The 15,062-nt window shown below is 60.0% G+C and carries 12 protein-coding genes and 1 tRNA gene; 6 read left to right on the top strand and 7 right to left on the bottom strand.

Annotated features, from left to right (window positions below; genetic code table 11):
* Positions 1-101: 101 nt before the first annotated feature.
* From DMY87_RS00065 to DMY87_RS00055, 3 genes are all read right to left on the bottom strand, one after another.
* On the bottom strand, positions 102-1,214 hold the full coding sequence (locus tag DMY87_RS00065) for a pyridoxal phosphate-dependent aminotransferase (protein ID WP_110789272.1): 1,113 nt from the start codon (positions 1,212-1,214) through the stop codon (positions 102-104).
* A gap of 113 nt (positions 1,215-1,327) precedes the next feature.
* On the bottom strand, positions 1,328-1,744 hold the full coding sequence (locus tag DMY87_RS00060; protein WP_110789271.1) for a PilZ domain-containing protein: 417 nt from the start codon (positions 1,742-1,744) through the stop codon (positions 1,328-1,330).
* Between the two features lie 199 nt (positions 1,745-1,943).
* Complete coding sequence (locus DMY87_RS00055; RefSeq protein WP_110789270.1) at positions 1,944-2,297, bottom strand: PilZ domain-containing protein; 354 nt, start codon at positions 2,295-2,297, stop codon at positions 1,944-1,946.
* A 251-nt stretch (positions 2,298-2,548) separates the two neighbouring features.
* Here DMY87_RS00055 and DMY87_RS00050 point away from each other — a divergent pair, with 251 nt between their 5' ends.
* Positions 2,549-3,766, top strand: a complete 1,218-nt coding sequence (locus DMY87_RS00050) for an NAD(P)/FAD-dependent oxidoreductase (protein WP_110790294.1) — start codon at positions 2,549-2,551, stop codon at positions 3,764-3,766.
* Positions 3,767-3,944: 178 nt separating this feature from the next.
* Here the strand turns inward: DMY87_RS00050 and DMY87_RS00045 are convergent, their stop codons facing one another.
* Entirely contained in the window at positions 3,945-4,874 is a 930-nt protein-coding gene (locus tag DMY87_RS00045; protein ID WP_110789269.1) for a tyrosine-type recombinase/integrase, read from the bottom strand.
* 298 nt (positions 4,875-5,172) lie between these two features.
* On the bottom strand, positions 5,173-6,174 hold the full coding sequence (locus tag DMY87_RS00040) for a porin (protein WP_110789268.1): 1,002 nt from the start codon (positions 6,172-6,174) through the stop codon (positions 5,173-5,175).
* Between the two features lie 614 nt (positions 6,175-6,788).
* On the opposite strand from DMY87_RS00040, the gene DMY87_RS00035 reads away from it, so the two are divergent.
* Positions 6,789-6,879, top strand: a tRNA-Ser gene (locus DMY87_RS00035).
* A gap of 241 nt (positions 6,880-7,120) precedes the next feature.
* Positions 7,121-8,074 (top strand): porin, encoded by a 954-nt coding sequence (locus DMY87_RS00030; protein ID WP_110789267.1) that lies wholly within the window; start codon positions 7,121-7,123, stop codon positions 8,072-8,074.
* A 99-nt stretch (positions 8,075-8,173) separates the two neighbouring features.
* On the opposite strand, the gene DMY87_RS00025 is transcribed toward DMY87_RS00030, so the two are convergent.
* Positions 8,174-9,034 carry an alpha/beta fold hydrolase gene (locus tag DMY87_RS00025; RefSeq protein ID WP_110789266.1) on the bottom strand — a complete coding sequence of 287 codons (861 nt, stop codon included), beginning with the start codon at positions 9,032-9,034 and terminating at the stop codon, positions 8,174-8,176.
* Positions 9,035-9,115: 81 nt separating this feature from the next.
* Positions 9,116-11,182 (bottom strand): lytic transglycosylase domain-containing protein, encoded by a 2,067-nt coding sequence (locus DMY87_RS00020; protein ID WP_110789265.1) that lies wholly within the window; start codon positions 11,180-11,182, stop codon positions 9,116-9,118.
* Between the two features lie 246 nt (positions 11,183-11,428).
* Here DMY87_RS00020 and dapA point away from each other — a divergent pair, with 246 nt between their 5' ends.
* From dapA to DMY87_RS00005, 3 genes are all read left to right on the top strand, one after another.
* Entirely contained in the window at positions 11,429-12,313 is an 885-nt protein-coding gene (gene dapA, locus DMY87_RS00015; protein ID WP_110789264.1) for a 4-hydroxy-tetrahydrodipicolinate synthase, read from the top strand.
* A 544-nt stretch (positions 12,314-12,857) separates the two neighbouring features.
* On the top strand, positions 12,858-13,628 hold the full coding sequence (locus tag DMY87_RS00010) for an AAA family ATPase (protein ID WP_245408775.1): 771 nt from the start codon (positions 12,858-12,860) through the stop codon (positions 13,626-13,628).
* Positions 13,629-13,739: 111 nt separating this feature from the next.
* Positions 13,740-15,014, top strand: a complete 1,275-nt coding sequence (locus tag DMY87_RS00005; RefSeq protein ID WP_165826109.1) for a S8 family serine peptidase — start codon at positions 13,740-13,742, stop codon at positions 15,012-15,014.
* The last annotated feature ends 48 nt before the right edge of the window (positions 15,015-15,062 follow it).

Genomic DNA, 15,062 nt, shown 5'->3' with positions numbered 1-15,062 from the left:
ATGTGGCGGGGGACCTTTGGACGGGGCCAGTGCCAACACTTTGAAAAACCGCGACCGGCAGGGACAAGGCCGGCGCGGTTTTTTCTATTGCGGCCGGGGGCTTAGCCGAGCGCCTTCAGCACTTGCGGCAGCGCCTGCTCGAACAGGTCGAGATCGGCAGGAAGCCCTGCCGAAACACGGATGCAGCGATTGAGCGACGCGACGCCCGGCATGCGGATGAAGACACCATGTTGCATCAGCCCGTCGACGATGGCGCGTGCATACACGCCGTCGCGGCCGGCATCAATCGCCACGAAATTCGTGGCGGAGGGCAGCGGATTGAGCCCATTGGCTCTGGCAATCCCGGCAATCCGCTCGCGTGCGGCCTTGATCCGCGCGATCACGTCTCTGAGATAGGCCTGGTCGGAAAGTGCCGCGAGTGCTGCTTCCGTCGACAGCCGCGGCATGCCGAAGTGGTTGCGGATCTTGTCGAAGGCGGAAACGGTGCCGGGCGTGCCAATGCCGTAACCGACGCGGGCTCCGGCGAGACCATAGGCTTTCGAGAAGGTTCGCGTGCGGATGACATTCGGCAGGTCGATGAGCGCGTCTGCCGCCGGGATCGATCCCTCCGGCGCCGTCTCGCTATAGGCCTCGTCGAGGATCAGTAGCGTGGTCGAGGGCAGCGCATGGGCGAAGGCAACGATCCTGTCCGCATCCCACCAGCTCCCCATCGGATTATCAGGATTGGCGAAATAGACGAGCGGTGCATCTTCGCGCTTTACCAGATCGAGCAGCGCATCGAGATCTTCCCGGTCGTTGCGGTAAGGCGCCGTGACCAGCCGTCCGCCAAAGCCGTTCACATGGAAATTGAAGGTCGGATAGGCCCCGAGCGAGGTCACGACGGGCATGCCGGGTTCGATGACGAGGCGCACGATCAGCCCCAGCAGGTCGTCTATTCCCTCGCCGATGACGAAGTTCTCGGGTTTGAGCCCGAGATGCGCGGCGAGAGCCGCCTTCAGCGCATGGTTTTCAGGGTCGTTGTATTTCCAGATCTCGCCGGCCTTCTCGGCAATGGCCTTCAAAACCGAGGGCGCCGGCCCAAAGCCGCTTTCATTGGCCCCGATGCGCGCCTGAACAGCGGTGCCGCGCTGGCGTTCGATCGCTTCTGGCCCGACAAAGGGCACGGTGGCGGGGAGTGAGGTGGCAAGCGGCGTAAAACGGGAAAAGGCGGTCATGCGCGATCGGGCATCCAGATTGGGAGACGGAGTGCCCACAATAAGAAGTGCTTTCAACCGCGCAAGACCGGAAGGGGTCTTAACAGCCGGTTGCCGACGCCAGCCCCAGGGGATCAGCGGCCGAGACGGGCGCCGTTACCGTTTTGGAAAGGTTTGAGCGGCTGCTTGAGTTCGTCACCGAGCATGAAGTCGGCACGCACGATCCGGTGCAGCATGTGTTCGGAGATGGGCGCAATGAACTTGACGCCGACGCGGCTGCCATTGCGATAGACCTCTGCGCATCCGATGCGGTCGGCAAGGCCGATGATCTGCAGGTAATAATGGGAGGAAAGCCCGATGGCCGTGGTCAGTTCGATCGCAGCACCGCCGCGCGAGATGTCCAGAACTTGGCAGCTGCGAATGGTGATGCCGCTGAGGCCGGGGCTGACCGACATGACGCGGGCCGGGCGCTGAACGTAGAAGCGTTCCCACTTGCGCTCGTACATTTCCGAGCTGACGCCGGCCAGATGTGTTGCATTCTCCATCGCCATTTCAAACGCTCCTCATCGTATCACCGCCTCACTCTGTCCCCAATTATTTTCAGTAGGTTCAACAAGTTCGCTCAAATTTTAACAAGCTCTAAAATTTCAATGTCACGAATTGTGCTCCCGGATTGCCGGGACAAGCAAAGATCGGCCGGATCGAATTGTGATCCGGCCGATGAGAACGGGGGAGGAGAGTTGAAAGGTGTCAGTGGCTGAGTTCGAAGGACAGGCGCACGACGTGATGCAGGAATTCCGCGTCGATCAGCATGTTGAAGCCGACCGTCAACTTCTCGGCCTCGCGACGGATGACGGTGCATCCGATCTCGTCGTGAATGCCGAGGATCTCAAGGAAGAAATTGCTGGGCACGGCCACATGCGGAGAGACCTCGAGATCGGCGCCATAAAGCGAAATGTTGCGGATCAGGCAGCGTAGGCTGCTTTTGGTGGTCAGGTGATGGCCGACGAAAATGATCTTGCCCGGGCGATCGACCTGGAAACGCTCGAAAGCCTGGTCACGAGGGACGTCCGTTCTGGCGTCTGGAATATGCAGCAAGGGCATTTCACCCTCCCTCGACCGATTGTCATGGTCCCAAATTAAACCAACTTCGTCGACATTGTCTGAACGCGGTCGATAAAATACGCAGGACAGGCGTGTTTGCGCTTTTTGAGCGCGTTCGAATGCAAATTTGCCGCGCCTTGCAGCGTCTGTGCCGACCTTGACCGGCCGCAACGACGAAGCTAGGCCTTGAAATATAGGCGGCCGCGCTTCGGATGAAGCTGCGGATCATGAAATGGCAAGAGGCGTGGACAGTGGCAGGCAGGCTGGTAATTGTCGGGGCAGGGCAGGCGGGCTTCGCGCTTGCTGCCAAGTTGAGGGCGCTGAAAGACGGGCGTCCGATCACGATCATCGGCTCCGAGCCGTGTTTGCCGTATCAGCGCCCGCCGCTGTCGAAAAAATACCTGCTCGGTGAGATGACGTTCGAGCGGTTGCTGTTCAGGCCGGAGAGCTGGTTTGCGGACAACAATGTCGAGATCCGCCTGTCGACACCGGTAGAGGCCATCGACCGCGAGCAGAAGATCGTGCGCCTCTTCGATGGCAGTGCGGTTGCTTACGACCAGCTGGCGCTTGCAACCGGTGCGACGCCGCGTCGGTTGCCGACGGCAATCGGCGGGGATCTCGGCGGCGTCTTCACCGTGCGCGACAAAGCCGATGCCGATGCCTTGGCCGATGAGATGAAGGCGGGCCGCCGGCTTTTGATTATCGGGGGCGGCTACATCGGGCTCGAGGCGGCGGCGGTTGCGCGCAAGCTCGGCCTCGAGGTGACGCTGATCGAAATGGCCGAGCGGATCCTCGCCCGCGTCGCAGCTCCGGCGACGGCAGGGGCCATGCGCGCGATCCACGAGGCGGAAGGCGTCGTGATCCGGGAAAACACCGGGTTTGTCAGGCTGATCGGGCTGGACGGCCGCGTCAAAGGTGCTGAGCTGTCGGATGGCACGGTTCTGGATGTCGACATGGTCATCGCCGGCATCGGGGTGTTGCCCAACGACCAGCTGGCCTCGGCTGCAGGCCTGGAGACGATGAACGGCATCATCGTTGACGCCCATGGCCGCTCCTCGGACGCGGACGTCTTTGCCATGGGCGACTGCGCAGTCCAGGATTGGAACGGCGAGCGGGTGCGGCTCGAATCCGTGCAGAATGCCGTCGACCAGGCCGAAGCCGTGGCGGCGGTGCTCGCGGGCGGCAACGAACCCTATCGGCCCAAACCCTGGTTCTGGTCCGACCAGTATGAGGTCAAGCTGCAGATCGCCGGTTTCAACCTCGGTTATGATGAGACCTTGACGCGGCCCGGAGCCCGCGAGGGCAGTCTGTCTGTCTGGTATTTCCGTCAGGGAAACCTGATCGCCGTCGATGCGATCAACGACGCCAAGGCGTATGTCACGGGCAAGAAGCTTCTGGAGACGGGGCGGCAACCCGAGCGCGCCGTGCTTTTGGATCCCGCCGCCGATCTCAAGCAGTTGCTCGGTTGAGCCGTTGGGGGCGACCGCCTGCGCGTCCCCCAGTCATTTCCGAACCTTGACGTAAAAAACGAGGCCCGGCGCAAGCCGGGCCTTCAAGGATCGATCCGATTTCAATGCTGGGTCAAAATAGTCGATGTTTTTCAAAGTGATTTGATCGGTCTTGAGATCACTCTCGAGAGAGGTCGTTTCAGCATGCGGCCCGTTCGAGAACGGGAACGCACATATCGAGATCATGCGACGCCAGATGAGCGTAGCGCATGGTCATGGTCAGGGTCTGGTGACCGAGCCACATCTGGACGCGGCGGATATCAATGCCGCCCTGGACGAGGCGCGATGCGCAGGTATGGCGCAGCACGTGCGGCACGACATCCTTGTCGTCGGCAAAGCCGACCGCATCCTTGGCAATGTGCCAGGCGATGCGGAACTTTTGCTGGTCGATCTCGGCAAAGGGGCCGGCATGACGCCGATCCGATGCCGCGATGGCAGCCACCGCTCTTTGGGTGAGCGGGACTGAACGCGAGCGGCCGGACTTGGTCACCCAGAAGGTCACGCGGTCCTTGTGCATGTCACCCCAGCGCAAGTTGAGACCTTCGCTCAAGCGGGCACCGGTATCGACGAGGAAGAGACAGAAACGGTAATAAAGTTCGGAATGCGCCCGGATTTCCGAGAACAGCAGGTCCTCTTCATCCCGGTCGAGAAAACGGATTCGTCCCGCTTTCTCCTTCTGTCGCTTGAATTCAGGCAGACTGTGAACGTCTCCCATTTTATACGCCTTTCGCAGCAGTTTGCTTAAGGCCGCCATCTTTCGATTGATGGTGGCGTTGCTGTTACCGCGTTTGCGCAATTTGCCAATCACTTGGTCGAGCATCTCGTCGGAAAATGTCGAGAAACCCGGAATATCGAGGAGATCATGAAGTTCTCCGATGAAATTTGTTACGTTATATTTGTGGCTGCCATTCATCCATAACAGGTCGCCATATTTGGCGAAGAGTTCGCGGAGCGTCGTCTCGCGCACCTCGTGCAGGATCGATCCCTGCCTGTATTGATAATGAACCGAATAATCGGGCACGCCTGTAAAGACGTCGAAACCCTGCACGGCCGGCATTTCCACCTGCATATATCCCCCAAATTTCCCTTTGGCGAGCACGCGAACGAGCTCACCGCCCGTCCCCACGGGCGTACATATCGTTATATCTTATAAAAAGTATAGTGCAAAACAGCACAAACTTTCCGGAGTGGCTCGCCTCGAGCCTCGTCATGCTTTCGATCGCATCTCCTTTTTCAACAGTCCCGACGGAGCCGGGGAGGGGGAATTCTCTTGAATTTCAGCGCTCAAATGGCCTGATCGCTGATTGCGGAAAAGGGTCCGGCTTGAAAAAGCCGGACCCCAAACCTTTTCGCTAATCCGTTGTGGATTAGAACGAACGGGTCAGACGAACGAAGCCGTCCCAGTTGCTGTCGACGTTGTCGAGATCGCGGTAACGAACGTCAGCCGATGCCTTCAGGCCTTCAGCCAGAGCGTATTCGACGAGCAGGTCTGCACCCCAAGCGTCGTTGTCGCTGAAGCCGTAGTTGCCCCAGTAAACAGCCTGCGGAGTGATGGAGAGCTTTTCGGTCGCCTTGAAGGTGTAAGCGGCGCCAACAGTCCATTCAGACGTGAAGTTGTAGCCAACCGACTGACCAGAAGCCCATGCGCCAGCAAGAGCGAAGGTGCCCGGACCTACGTCAGCCGAGAGAACGCCAGCGATAGCGCCTTCTTCAGAGCCGAAGTCGTAAACGCCGTTGATGACGACGGTTGCCATGCCGAGCGAAGCGGAGGCAACAGCTTCGAGACCAACTTCGTTGCCAGCGAACGAGTCAGACAGATCGTCGATGCCGAGGCCGACCGTGAAGGCGTCTGCGGTGTAGGTGTAGGAAGCGGTGTTGAAGCGGGTGTTACCGAAGAAGTCGTCGGTTTCGCCAGCCAGACCCCAGTCGTCAGCCCAGGTCAGAGCGCGACCAACCTTGAAGCCACCAACGGTGATGTAAGCCTGCTCGAGCGAGATGTCGAGGTTCGAAGTCGATGCGCCCTGGCTGTCAGCCTGGATGCGGACGTAAGAACCGATCGTGCCGAGTTCCGAGTCGTTCTTGGCTTCGAAAGCCAGACGTGCACGAACAGCGCTGTCCCAATCGTCAGCCGTAGCGGAGCCGAACGGAGCATTGCCTTCGTTTGCCGAGACGGTCACGCGAACTTCGCCGCCGATCTTGAGGCAGGTTTCGGTGCCGGGGATGTAGAAGTAGCCGGTGCCGAAGGCGTCGCAAACGCGAACGTATTCCATGGGCTCGGGCTCGGCAGCAACGATGGCGTCGGCAGCCTGAGCGCCGGAAACTACTGCGAGAGCAGCAGCGGAGCCGAGAAGAAGGCTCTTGATGTTCATTATTGACCTCCAGTCAAGTTTCGTATGGGTCTGGGTAATTTGGCTGAAGGACAGCATTCCCTGCCCCATCCCCGTCGGTTTCAGAAGACGGACGATCCACCGCCTCGCTTCCGAGGTTGAAAATACAAAACGTGGTCCGTCATGCAATCACCAATCCAGAGAAAGGGGTGAAAGCCGATACCCTTACCCCGGGCCTGTTGCTGAAAGGCCACAAAACCACCCCCGGAGCGCCGCAATCTTTACCTTCCGTTAAGAAAGCCCTTTAGAAACCGCTGGTTATCCGGGCTCCGACCAGGACGCGCTCGCGCCTTTTTCGTTCGCCAGTCTCGTTTTGATACAGGAATAGGTGGCTTTTGTGGCCTGACGGTGCGTTTGGCGGCGGGCGCCCTGCATCGCATTATAGTGTCACGCTGCAGCTCAGGGAGGCAATCCGCAGCCCCGCTGACGCCATGATGGTGGAATCGGTGGGAGAATCGGCCGCTCGATTCGGAATCGCTGCAGAATCGGCATGCCTGGTAGGGACGGTGGGGCAGCTGCGGATTGGGTGCTTAAAATGTGCAGGGCGGAGAAAAGGCCTTGCATTCATTGAATCAAGCAAATAATCAGGCGGCACCGGAGAGGTGGCCGAGTGGTCGAAGGCGCTCCCCTGCTAAGGGAGTATACGTCAAAAGCGTATCGTGGGTTCGAATCCCATCCTCTCCGCCATCACCGCAGATGCGGCTCCCCCCTTATTTTCTGAATCCACTCCACCCATTGGCTGGTCTCCAGGCCGGTTCTGCGCGTGGGTTTGCGCGCCCAAAATCAGGCCGGCAGGAATGACTAGACATCGCATCTGTCACGAGAACGCCGGGACGCTGGCTGGATGAAATCTCCTAAGCCTTTGTAAAGGCGGGTATATGTTCCCTCCGTGTGCCCCCTCCGGTCTATAATTGACTGGAGGTCAATAATGAACATCAAGAGCCTTCTTCTCGGCTCCGCTGCTGCTCTCGCAGTAGTTTCCGGCGCTCAGGCTGCCGACGCCATCGTTGCTGCCGAGCCCGAGCCCATGGAATACGTTCGCGTTTGCGACGCCTTCGGCACCGGCTACTTCTACATCCCCGGCACCGAAACCTGCCTCAAGATCGGCGGCGAAGTTCGTTTTGCTTACGATTGGTCCAAGTCTGACGGCACCGATTTCGACGGCAACTTCGAAACCCGCGCTCGTCTGGTTTTCGAAGCCATGAACGACTCGGAAATCGGCACGATCGGTTCCTACATCCGCATCCAGGCCAATTCGGACGACTCTGACGTCGTTCTCGACAAGGCTTACCTGACGGTTGGCGGCTTCAAGGCTGGTTACACCACCACCTTCGCTGACGACATCGGCATCGCTGGCGAAAACGACGCCTTCATCGACGCTGCAAAGTTCGACATGGTGTCCTACACCTACTCGACCGACGCCTTCACGATCGGCCTCGGCGTTGACGAACTGTCCAACACCGGCTTCGACGACCTCGGCGTAGAAGCCATGGCTTCCGCTTCGCTCGGCGCTGCAACCGTTGCTCTGTACGGTGGCTACGACTTCGACGCCGAAGAAGGCTTCGTAGTTGCTCAGCTGTCTGCTGACATCGGCCCGGGCTCGCTCGGCGTTTACGGCGGTTGGGCTTCGGATCCGTCGACCTACGTCACCACCTACGAGTGGACCGTTGGTGCGGCCTACACCCTCAAGGCAACCGAGAAGCTCTCGATCACCCCGTCGGTTAACTACTTCTCCGAATTCGGTGGCGACGACTACTTCGGCGCTGGCGTCCTGGCTTCGTACCAGATCGCTTCGGGTCTCTCGACGGAAGTTACCGTCGACTACAAGGACACCGCCACCAACGACTGGACCGGCTTCGTTCGCCTCATCCGTTCGTTCTAATTCGATCTTTCGATCGGATAAGGGAAAGCCCGGCTTCGTGCCGGGCTTTTTCCGTTTGTCGGGTTGTTGGAGACGGATGTCCAGCTGCCGCTGGCCGGGTCAGCTTTCCAGGAAGCGTCGAATCGCCGACGGCAGCGTGCCGAGATGCAGCAGCGGCGCATGTCCCTGGCCCTTCGCCTCCACAGCCACGAGACCGGCATGCCGTCGGGCCATGTCGTCCACCGTCTCTTTGGACAAGAGCCGCGAATGCTCTCCCCGCACCACCATGACCGGCTTCTCCGCCAGCAGATCGAACTGTGGCCACAGGTCCGGCAGAGACTGGCTGAAATCGGCCGAGCGGAACTGGTCGGCAATGGCGGGGTCGTAGTCGGCTGAAATTTGCCCCTCTGTCTGGCGGTAAAGCGCTTGCGCCATGTCCGTCCAGTCGCGGTCATCGAGTGCGGGGAAGTCTTCTCCGTGGATGTCGCGCAGGATCGCCGCCGCCTCGTCAAAATCGCGCGGTGTCGCCCGCCCTCCGAGATAGGCCTGGATCTGCTGCAAGCCTTCCAGCTCCAGCACCGGCCCGACGTCGTTCAGCACCACACGCTCGATCCGCCCCGCATGCGTTATCGCCAGCACATGCAGGATGAGCCCGCCGCGCGATGTGCCGATGAACGCTGCCCGGTCAATCTCCAACCGGTCCAGCACCGCAATGACATCCGCAGCCTCGACGGGGATCGTGTAGCGGGAGGGGTCGGGGTCGTGGTCGGACAGTCCGCGTCCGCGCGAGGACAGGGAAAGGACCCGGCGCGCGCTGGGCCCCTCGGAAAGCAGCAGCGCGAGCGCCTCGAAATCCAGCAAATTGCGGGTCAGGCCCGGCAGGCAGACGACCGGTATGCCGCCATTGTCCGCGCCATATTCCCGCGCATGCAGCGCCAATCCATCCGCATTGGTAATGAAATGGTCAATCCTCGCCACGATATCCTCCCGTCCCGGTTCGAGAGGAACCTAGCGGAGACAGGCGCCGCAGTCATTATGCAACAAGGCAGGGGATATGAGACGCTATCGCCCGAAGCGCAGGTCGTGCACGATATCGGTCTTCTGGCCGAGCCGGCTCTTATAAACCTGATAATTCTCCATCACCCGCTGCACATAATTGCGCGTCTCGGGGAAGGGGATGCGCTCGATCCAGTCTACCACCTCATCGATGGATTTGCCGCGCGGGTCGCCATAGCGCGCGATCCAGTCGGGCACTTTGCGGGGGCCCGCATTATAGGCGATGAAGGTCAAGATGTAGGAGCCGCCGAAGGCGTCGATCTGCTCGCCGAGATAATGCGCCCCGAGCGTCGCGTTGAAGCCGGGATCGCGGGTGAGCTTATCCGGCTGATAGGTGATGCCGTGGCGCTGGGCGACGCCCTTCGCGGTCGACGGCAACAGCTGCAGCAGCCCGCGCGCATTGGCGGGCGAGACGGCGGCCGGGTTGAAGGCGCTTTCCTGCCGGGCAATCGCATAGGCCAGCGCCTTGCCGGAGCCGGAGATATTGGCGCTGTCGGGGATGACGCCGACGGGGAAGGCAAGTGCGGGAACGTCAATTCCCCGCGCGTAAGCCGCCTTGCCGATCTGCAGCGACAGCTGATGCCCGCCATCCGATTTTTCCGCCCGGGCGCAAAGCAGCGCCAGTTCGCCGGGGCTGTCGATCTGGTCGGCCAGTGCCCGGTAAAGGCTCTGCGCCCGCCAGCCATGGCCGGCCGCCTCGTAGCGCGCGATGGCCTGCACCGCTTCACGGCCTAGAAAATCTGCCCGCTCGGCCTCGGAAGGGCGCGGGTAGGGGATCTCGATGCCCGGCTTGTCGATGCGGGCTGCCGCCAGCTGACCGTAAAACGTGCTCGAATGCCGTGCCGCCTTGGCGAAATAGTCGTGAGCCTTGCCGTCCTTGGCCACTTCCGCCGCCCGGCCGAGCCAGTACCAGGCACGGCTCGCCGACAGCGGCCGGTTCGACACCTCAAGAATCCGGGCAAAATGCCGGCTTGCCGTTTTCGGATCGTTCAGGCCCCGCAGCGCATACCAGCCGGCATGGAATTCGGCATCCGCCACATCGGTCGCGTCTGAGGCCACATGCTGGGCGGCGATCCGGTAGGCGGCTTTATAATCGCCGAGATCGGCCAAGCCCCGCGCGACGATCCGCTGCTCGTTCCACCAGTCGCGGGTGCTGACCAGCCGCTCTTTATCCCTGGGCATCTTGTTAAGCAGGGCCGCCGCCGCCTCGTAATCCTGGTCGCGGCGCAGCTTTTCGATCTGGATGAAGAGGAAGGCCGGGTCCTTGCGCCATTTGGCGTCGACCGCAGCCATGACAGAATCGAGATTGCCCGAGCGCGCGATCAGCGCCGCCCAGGCCTTGTAGAGCGATTGCGCCTCGCCGAGCGTCGAAAACCGTTTCGCCTGGGAGGCGCGGTCGCGGTAAAGCAGCATGTCCATGCGTGCCCGGTGATCGGCCACGCCGAGCAGGCCCGAGAATTCGCCGAGGATCTTGTCTTCGGTCGCGGTATCCAGCGCCTCCGAGCGCCAGAGCTTTCTGAGCCGATTGGCAGCCTTTGCCTGCTGGCCGGCCGCCAGTTCGGCGCGGGCGAGCAGCATCAGCCCTTCTGTCGTCTCCGGTGCGGTGTCGCCAAAAGCGGCAATCACGTCCCGCGCGGGCGGATTTTCCCGGTAGAGCGCCTTTTCCGAATTGGCGCGGAAGGATTTGAGACCCGGCCAGCCGGTAAGCTGCCGCTGGGCGGCAGCGATTTCGGCAGCGGGCACATCTTTCAGGCCGGACATGGCGATCGACCAGGTCAGCATATGCCGGTCGAGCCCGTCAGCCATCCGGTTGCGGATGGCAATCGCTGCCGCACCATCCTTGTCCGAGAGCGCATCGAGCCCCGCCTTCAGCTGCGGATTGACGGCGACAAGGTTGCCTGCGCGCGGAATGGCGCCGGTCGTTTCAAAGGAGGGGGGCGTTTTCTGGATCGGCGCAAAACCCAGCGGTTTCACCGCCGGCACCGGCACATCGGACGCAAACATGCTCCCCGCCGGCGCAAGCGCCGCGAGACACAGACCGAAGACGGAGCCGAAGAGACGCGATTTTTGCATCCGCACACCAGAACCCAGAAACTTGTCCTCCACTATAAGCCCGCCGCTTGGTTAACGAAACCTTGCGAGCCCCGATCACATTTCCCTGAGCGGAGCCTTCAAGCCGGCGCCGACCAGAGGCCTGAAAAGCGTCACAAAACCATCGCTTATGCGCTTGTGGGGCTTGAGGCTGCGCAGTAATGTGCCCCCGATTTAACCAAGGAATGCGGCCGAAGCGTGGATCTCGGCCATGAGGAGTTTGACTGCATGTTCCAGGGATCCATTCCCGCACTCGTCACGCCGTTCACGGAAACCGGTAGCGTTGACGAAGCAAGCTTTGCCGCCCATGTCGAATGGCAGATATCAGAAGGCTCAAGCGGCCTCGTTCCCGTCGGCACCACGGGCGAATCGCCGACCCTCTCCCACGCCGAACACAAGCGTGTGGTCGAACTCTGTGTCGAAGTGGCGAAAAAGCGCGTGCCCGTCATTGCCGGCGCAGGCTCCAACAACACGCTGGAGGCCATCGAGCTTGCCCAGCATGCCGAGGCCGTCGGCGCCGATGCGCTGCTGGTCGTCACCCCCTATTACAACAAGCCGACCCAGAAGGGCCTGATCGCCCACTACGAGGCGATCGCCAAGGCGACCGCGCTGCCGATCATCATCTACAACATCCCTGGCCGCTCGGTGATCGACATGTCGCCGGAGACCATGGGCGCGCTCGCCAAGGCGCACAAGAGCATCGTCGGCGTCAAGGATGCGACCGGCAAGATCGAACGCGTCTCCGAACAGCGCATCACCTGCGGCGCAGATTTCGTCCAACTCTCGGGCGAGGATGCAACGGCCCTCGGCTTCAACGCCCATGGCGGCACCGGCTGCATCTCCGTCACCGCCAATGTCGCCCCGCGCCTCTGTGCGGAATTCCAGGCCGCGACCTTGGCCGGCGACTACGCCAAGGCACTCGCCTACCAGGACCGCCTGATGCCGCTGCACAAGGCGATCTTCCTCGAACCCGGCCTCTGCGGCGCGAAATATGCGCTGAACCGCCTCGGCCGCATGAACCGAAAGGTCCGCCTGCCGTTGTTGGGCACGCTGGAGGCTTCGACGGAGGCCGCGATCGACGCGGCGCTGAAGCATGCGGGACTGGTGAATTGAGGGAATGACGAGAGGCCGGCGGAGACGCCGGCTTTTTTTGTTTGGTGGGGGGGGGCTTGCGGCCCGGCGCGGGATGGTAGGCTCCAGGAGCCTTCGATGGCATAGTTGCCGCAGGCCGGTTGCAATGCGGGGCAAGGTGAAGGAGTCTCGGGAAACCATCCGCAGATGGTAAGGCGATCATCAGTGCTTATCCATAGAACCAGTGGTCGAGCGGACTGTTCGACGAAAATGCGAACCAGCGCAGATATGCTATGGACGTTGGCTTATTCACATGAAATGGCACTGCTGCCATTATCTACCCCAATGTTGGGATGATTCTGAAGCCGATGCGGTTATGGAGTTGAGAAGCGGACTCGCCCGATGTACGATGTTCGGATAAGGGGCAACCATGTCACGATCAGGATCAAAATCATCCGCGGAGTCAGAAAAGGCTTCTGCCCTTAAGCCGCTTTTGGGTTCCAAATCTCGTTTCACTAGCGGTGAAACCCTCCCTCGACAGGCGTTTTCGCCGACAGGAAATCTTTCGGGACGTGCGGCTGAGTTCATGGAATTCGTCGAGCCGCAACGCGACGTTCGAGAATTGGTGCTCTCGACCGAGGTGTCTCGGACGCTGTACGATATCGCAGATGAATATCGACACAGTGAGGCTATTCGAAGCCATGGTCTGCCTCTGAGGTCGCGATTGCTGTTCTGTGGCCCACCCGGTTGTGGCAAATCGCTCACCGCCGAGGTGCTCGCCAAGGAACTCGGGCTCCCATTTATGGTAGCCAAGCTCGATGCATTGATTGGCTCCATGCTTGGAGAGACAGCATCAAACTTGCGTCGCCTGTTTGATGCCGCTGAACGTCAAACCTCTATTCTATTCCTCGACGAATTCGACGCGTTGGCCAGGACCAGATCCGATCCAACCGAGCATAATGAAATGCGCAGGGTTGTGAATAATCTCCTGCTGATGATCGAGCGATTTAAAGGCCGTGGTTTTATAGTTGCGCCAACTAACCTTGAGTCTACAATTGACCCCGCGATTATCCGTCGATTTGATGAAGTCGTTCTATTCGGGCGTCCGAGCGCGTCAGATATTCGTCGGCTGATCAAGTTCAAGACACGAAATTTTGGCCTTGAATTTGATATCGCTACTGATGCAAAGCAACTGGTCGGAAGAAGTCACGCCGATGTAGAGCGCATCTGTTATACTGCAATGCGTCACGCCATCATGCAGCGCCGCAAGAAGATATCGCGGCTAGACTTTGATTATGCGATAAATTCCGATCGACGGCGGAAAGAGATTCAGGGTAGGGTGAGCTCCCACATTTGATAGGGGGTATTTTTGGCGCGCCGACCTCACCTGACACTTCGCCGCCTTGAGGGCCAACTCGAACGACGCAAGAAACCTGGTTTCGGAAGCGTGCCACCAAGAAATCATGTGTTGCACGGTGGCGAACTGGCTCTTCAGCTCGATCAGATCGTTCAGCGGAACGCTACGCGTGATGCCGAACGCGTCGATGAGCCGGTTGCCGATCCCACGGTCATTCTCAAAATTACTACGGCTGGTTATATCGGCGAAGATGCGCTGAGCGGTGTTGGGCTGCAAATCCTTGAGCAGCGCTCGGACGACGTCACCGTAGCTCTATCAGTCGATCCAAACCTCACGGTTCTGCAGGAGAGAGCACAACAATATGCAGGCCCCATTCCCGTAACCCAGGTCGGTGCTAGGCATGCTGGTCTCTTCGGCGCCATCGACAGCTTTGACGAGCTATCTGCTAACGACAAAATTGGCAATGCACTGGCTAGGCATGGCTTTGCAACGGCAGAGATGATTCCGGACGGCAATGTCTTTCTTATCGATGTCGAACTTTGGGACGTAAACGAAGATTTGCTACGCGACCTCTATGTTAATCGCGTCGCCCAAAAGGTCGATGAGTTCGGCGGCGAGTTCCTCAGCCGCTATCGCGGTGCAGGGTTGTTTCTCGCGCGGGTGCGAGTTTTGGGAGCTGGGTTAAAGGAACTTCTGGCAATGCCTGAAGTTGCATGGGTCGACCTGCCAGCAGTACCTGACTTTGCCCCCGACCCGGCAGCGAATCTGGCAGTGACTGAACTTCCACCGATAAGCCCGCCGTCAGCGGATGCGGTCTGTATTGGGATTATCGATTCCGGAATCACCGCAGCTCATCCCATGCTGGAAGGCGTAGTCGCCGGTACATTCGGCGTCCCGCAACGGCTCGGGAGCGATGACGAAAAACGTCATGGCACCTCCGTAGCGGCTCTTGCGAGCTACGGATCGATTGCCGAGCAGATTGCTCAGAACATTTTGGCACCCCGGTTTCGAATTGCCAGCGCCAAAGTTGTTGATGCGAGTGGCCGTTTTGATGAAGAGCGCACAGTCGCCGATATTGTCGAGGAGGCAATCCGGCGGCTCAATGCGGAATATGGTTGCCGGGTGATCAACATATCGCTCGCTGATCGCGAACACATAGTTGGTGGGCGCCCATCGAACTGGGCGATGATGCTTGACAATCTGGTCCGTGAGCTTGGCATCGTGCTTACCGTTTCGGCGGGCAATATCCTGGATATAAGCCAGCGCATCGAGGATCAGGGCGTCGGCATTTATCCTGAGTATTTGCTTGAAGACGAGCACAGGCTCTATGAGCCGGCGAGTTCGATGAACTCGCTTGTAGTGGGATCGCTAGAGCGCGTCCATTGAACGCGGAATCGTGTTGATGATTCCCTTGGGTGCGGAATTCTGATTCCA

The organism is Peteryoungia wuzhouensis (assembly GCF_003205195.1).
Taxonomy (GTDB): Bacteria; Pseudomonadota; Alphaproteobacteria; order Rhizobiales; family Rhizobiaceae; genus Allorhizobium; species Allorhizobium wuzhouense.
The sequence above is the reverse complement of the archived record's forward strand: the minus strand, read 5'-3'. Positions and strand labels throughout refer to the sequence as shown.

Bases quoted from the DNA above. Each gene is read 5' to 3' on its own strand.
- DMY87_RS00020 (WP_110789265.1), bottom strand. From the start codon at position 11,182: ATGCAAAAATCGCGTCTCTTCGGCTCCGTCTTCGGTCTGTGTCTCGCG.
- DMY87_RS00040 (WP_110789268.1), bottom strand. From the start codon at position 6,174: ATGAACATCAAGAGCCTTCTTCTCGGCTCCGCTGCTGCTCTCGCAGTA.
- DMY87_RS00065 (WP_110789272.1), bottom strand. From the start codon at position 1,214: ATGACCGCCTTTTCCCGTTTTACGCCGCTTGCCACCTCACTCCCCGCC.
- dapA (WP_110789264.1), top strand. From the start codon at position 11,429: ATGTTCCAGGGATCCATTCCCGCACTCGTCACGCCGTTCACGGAAACC.
- DMY87_RS00010 (WP_245408775.1), top strand. From the start codon at position 12,858: ATGGAATTCGTCGAGCCGCAACGCGACGTTCGAGAATTGGTGCTCTCG.
- DMY87_RS00030 (WP_110789267.1), top strand. From the start codon at position 7,121: ATGAACATCAAGAGCCTTCTTCTCGGCTCCGCTGCTGCTCTCGCAGTA.
- DMY87_RS00055 (WP_110789270.1), bottom strand. From the start codon at position 2,297: ATGCCCTTGCTGCATATTCCAGACGCCAGAACGGACGTCCCTCGTGAC.
- DMY87_RS00045 (WP_110789269.1), bottom strand. From the start codon at position 4,874: ATGCAGGTGGAAATGCCGGCCGTGCAGGGTTTCGACGTCTTTACAGGC.
- DMY87_RS00060 (WP_110789271.1), bottom strand. From the start codon at position 1,744: ATGGCGATGGAGAATGCAACACATCTGGCCGGCGTCAGCTCGGAAATG.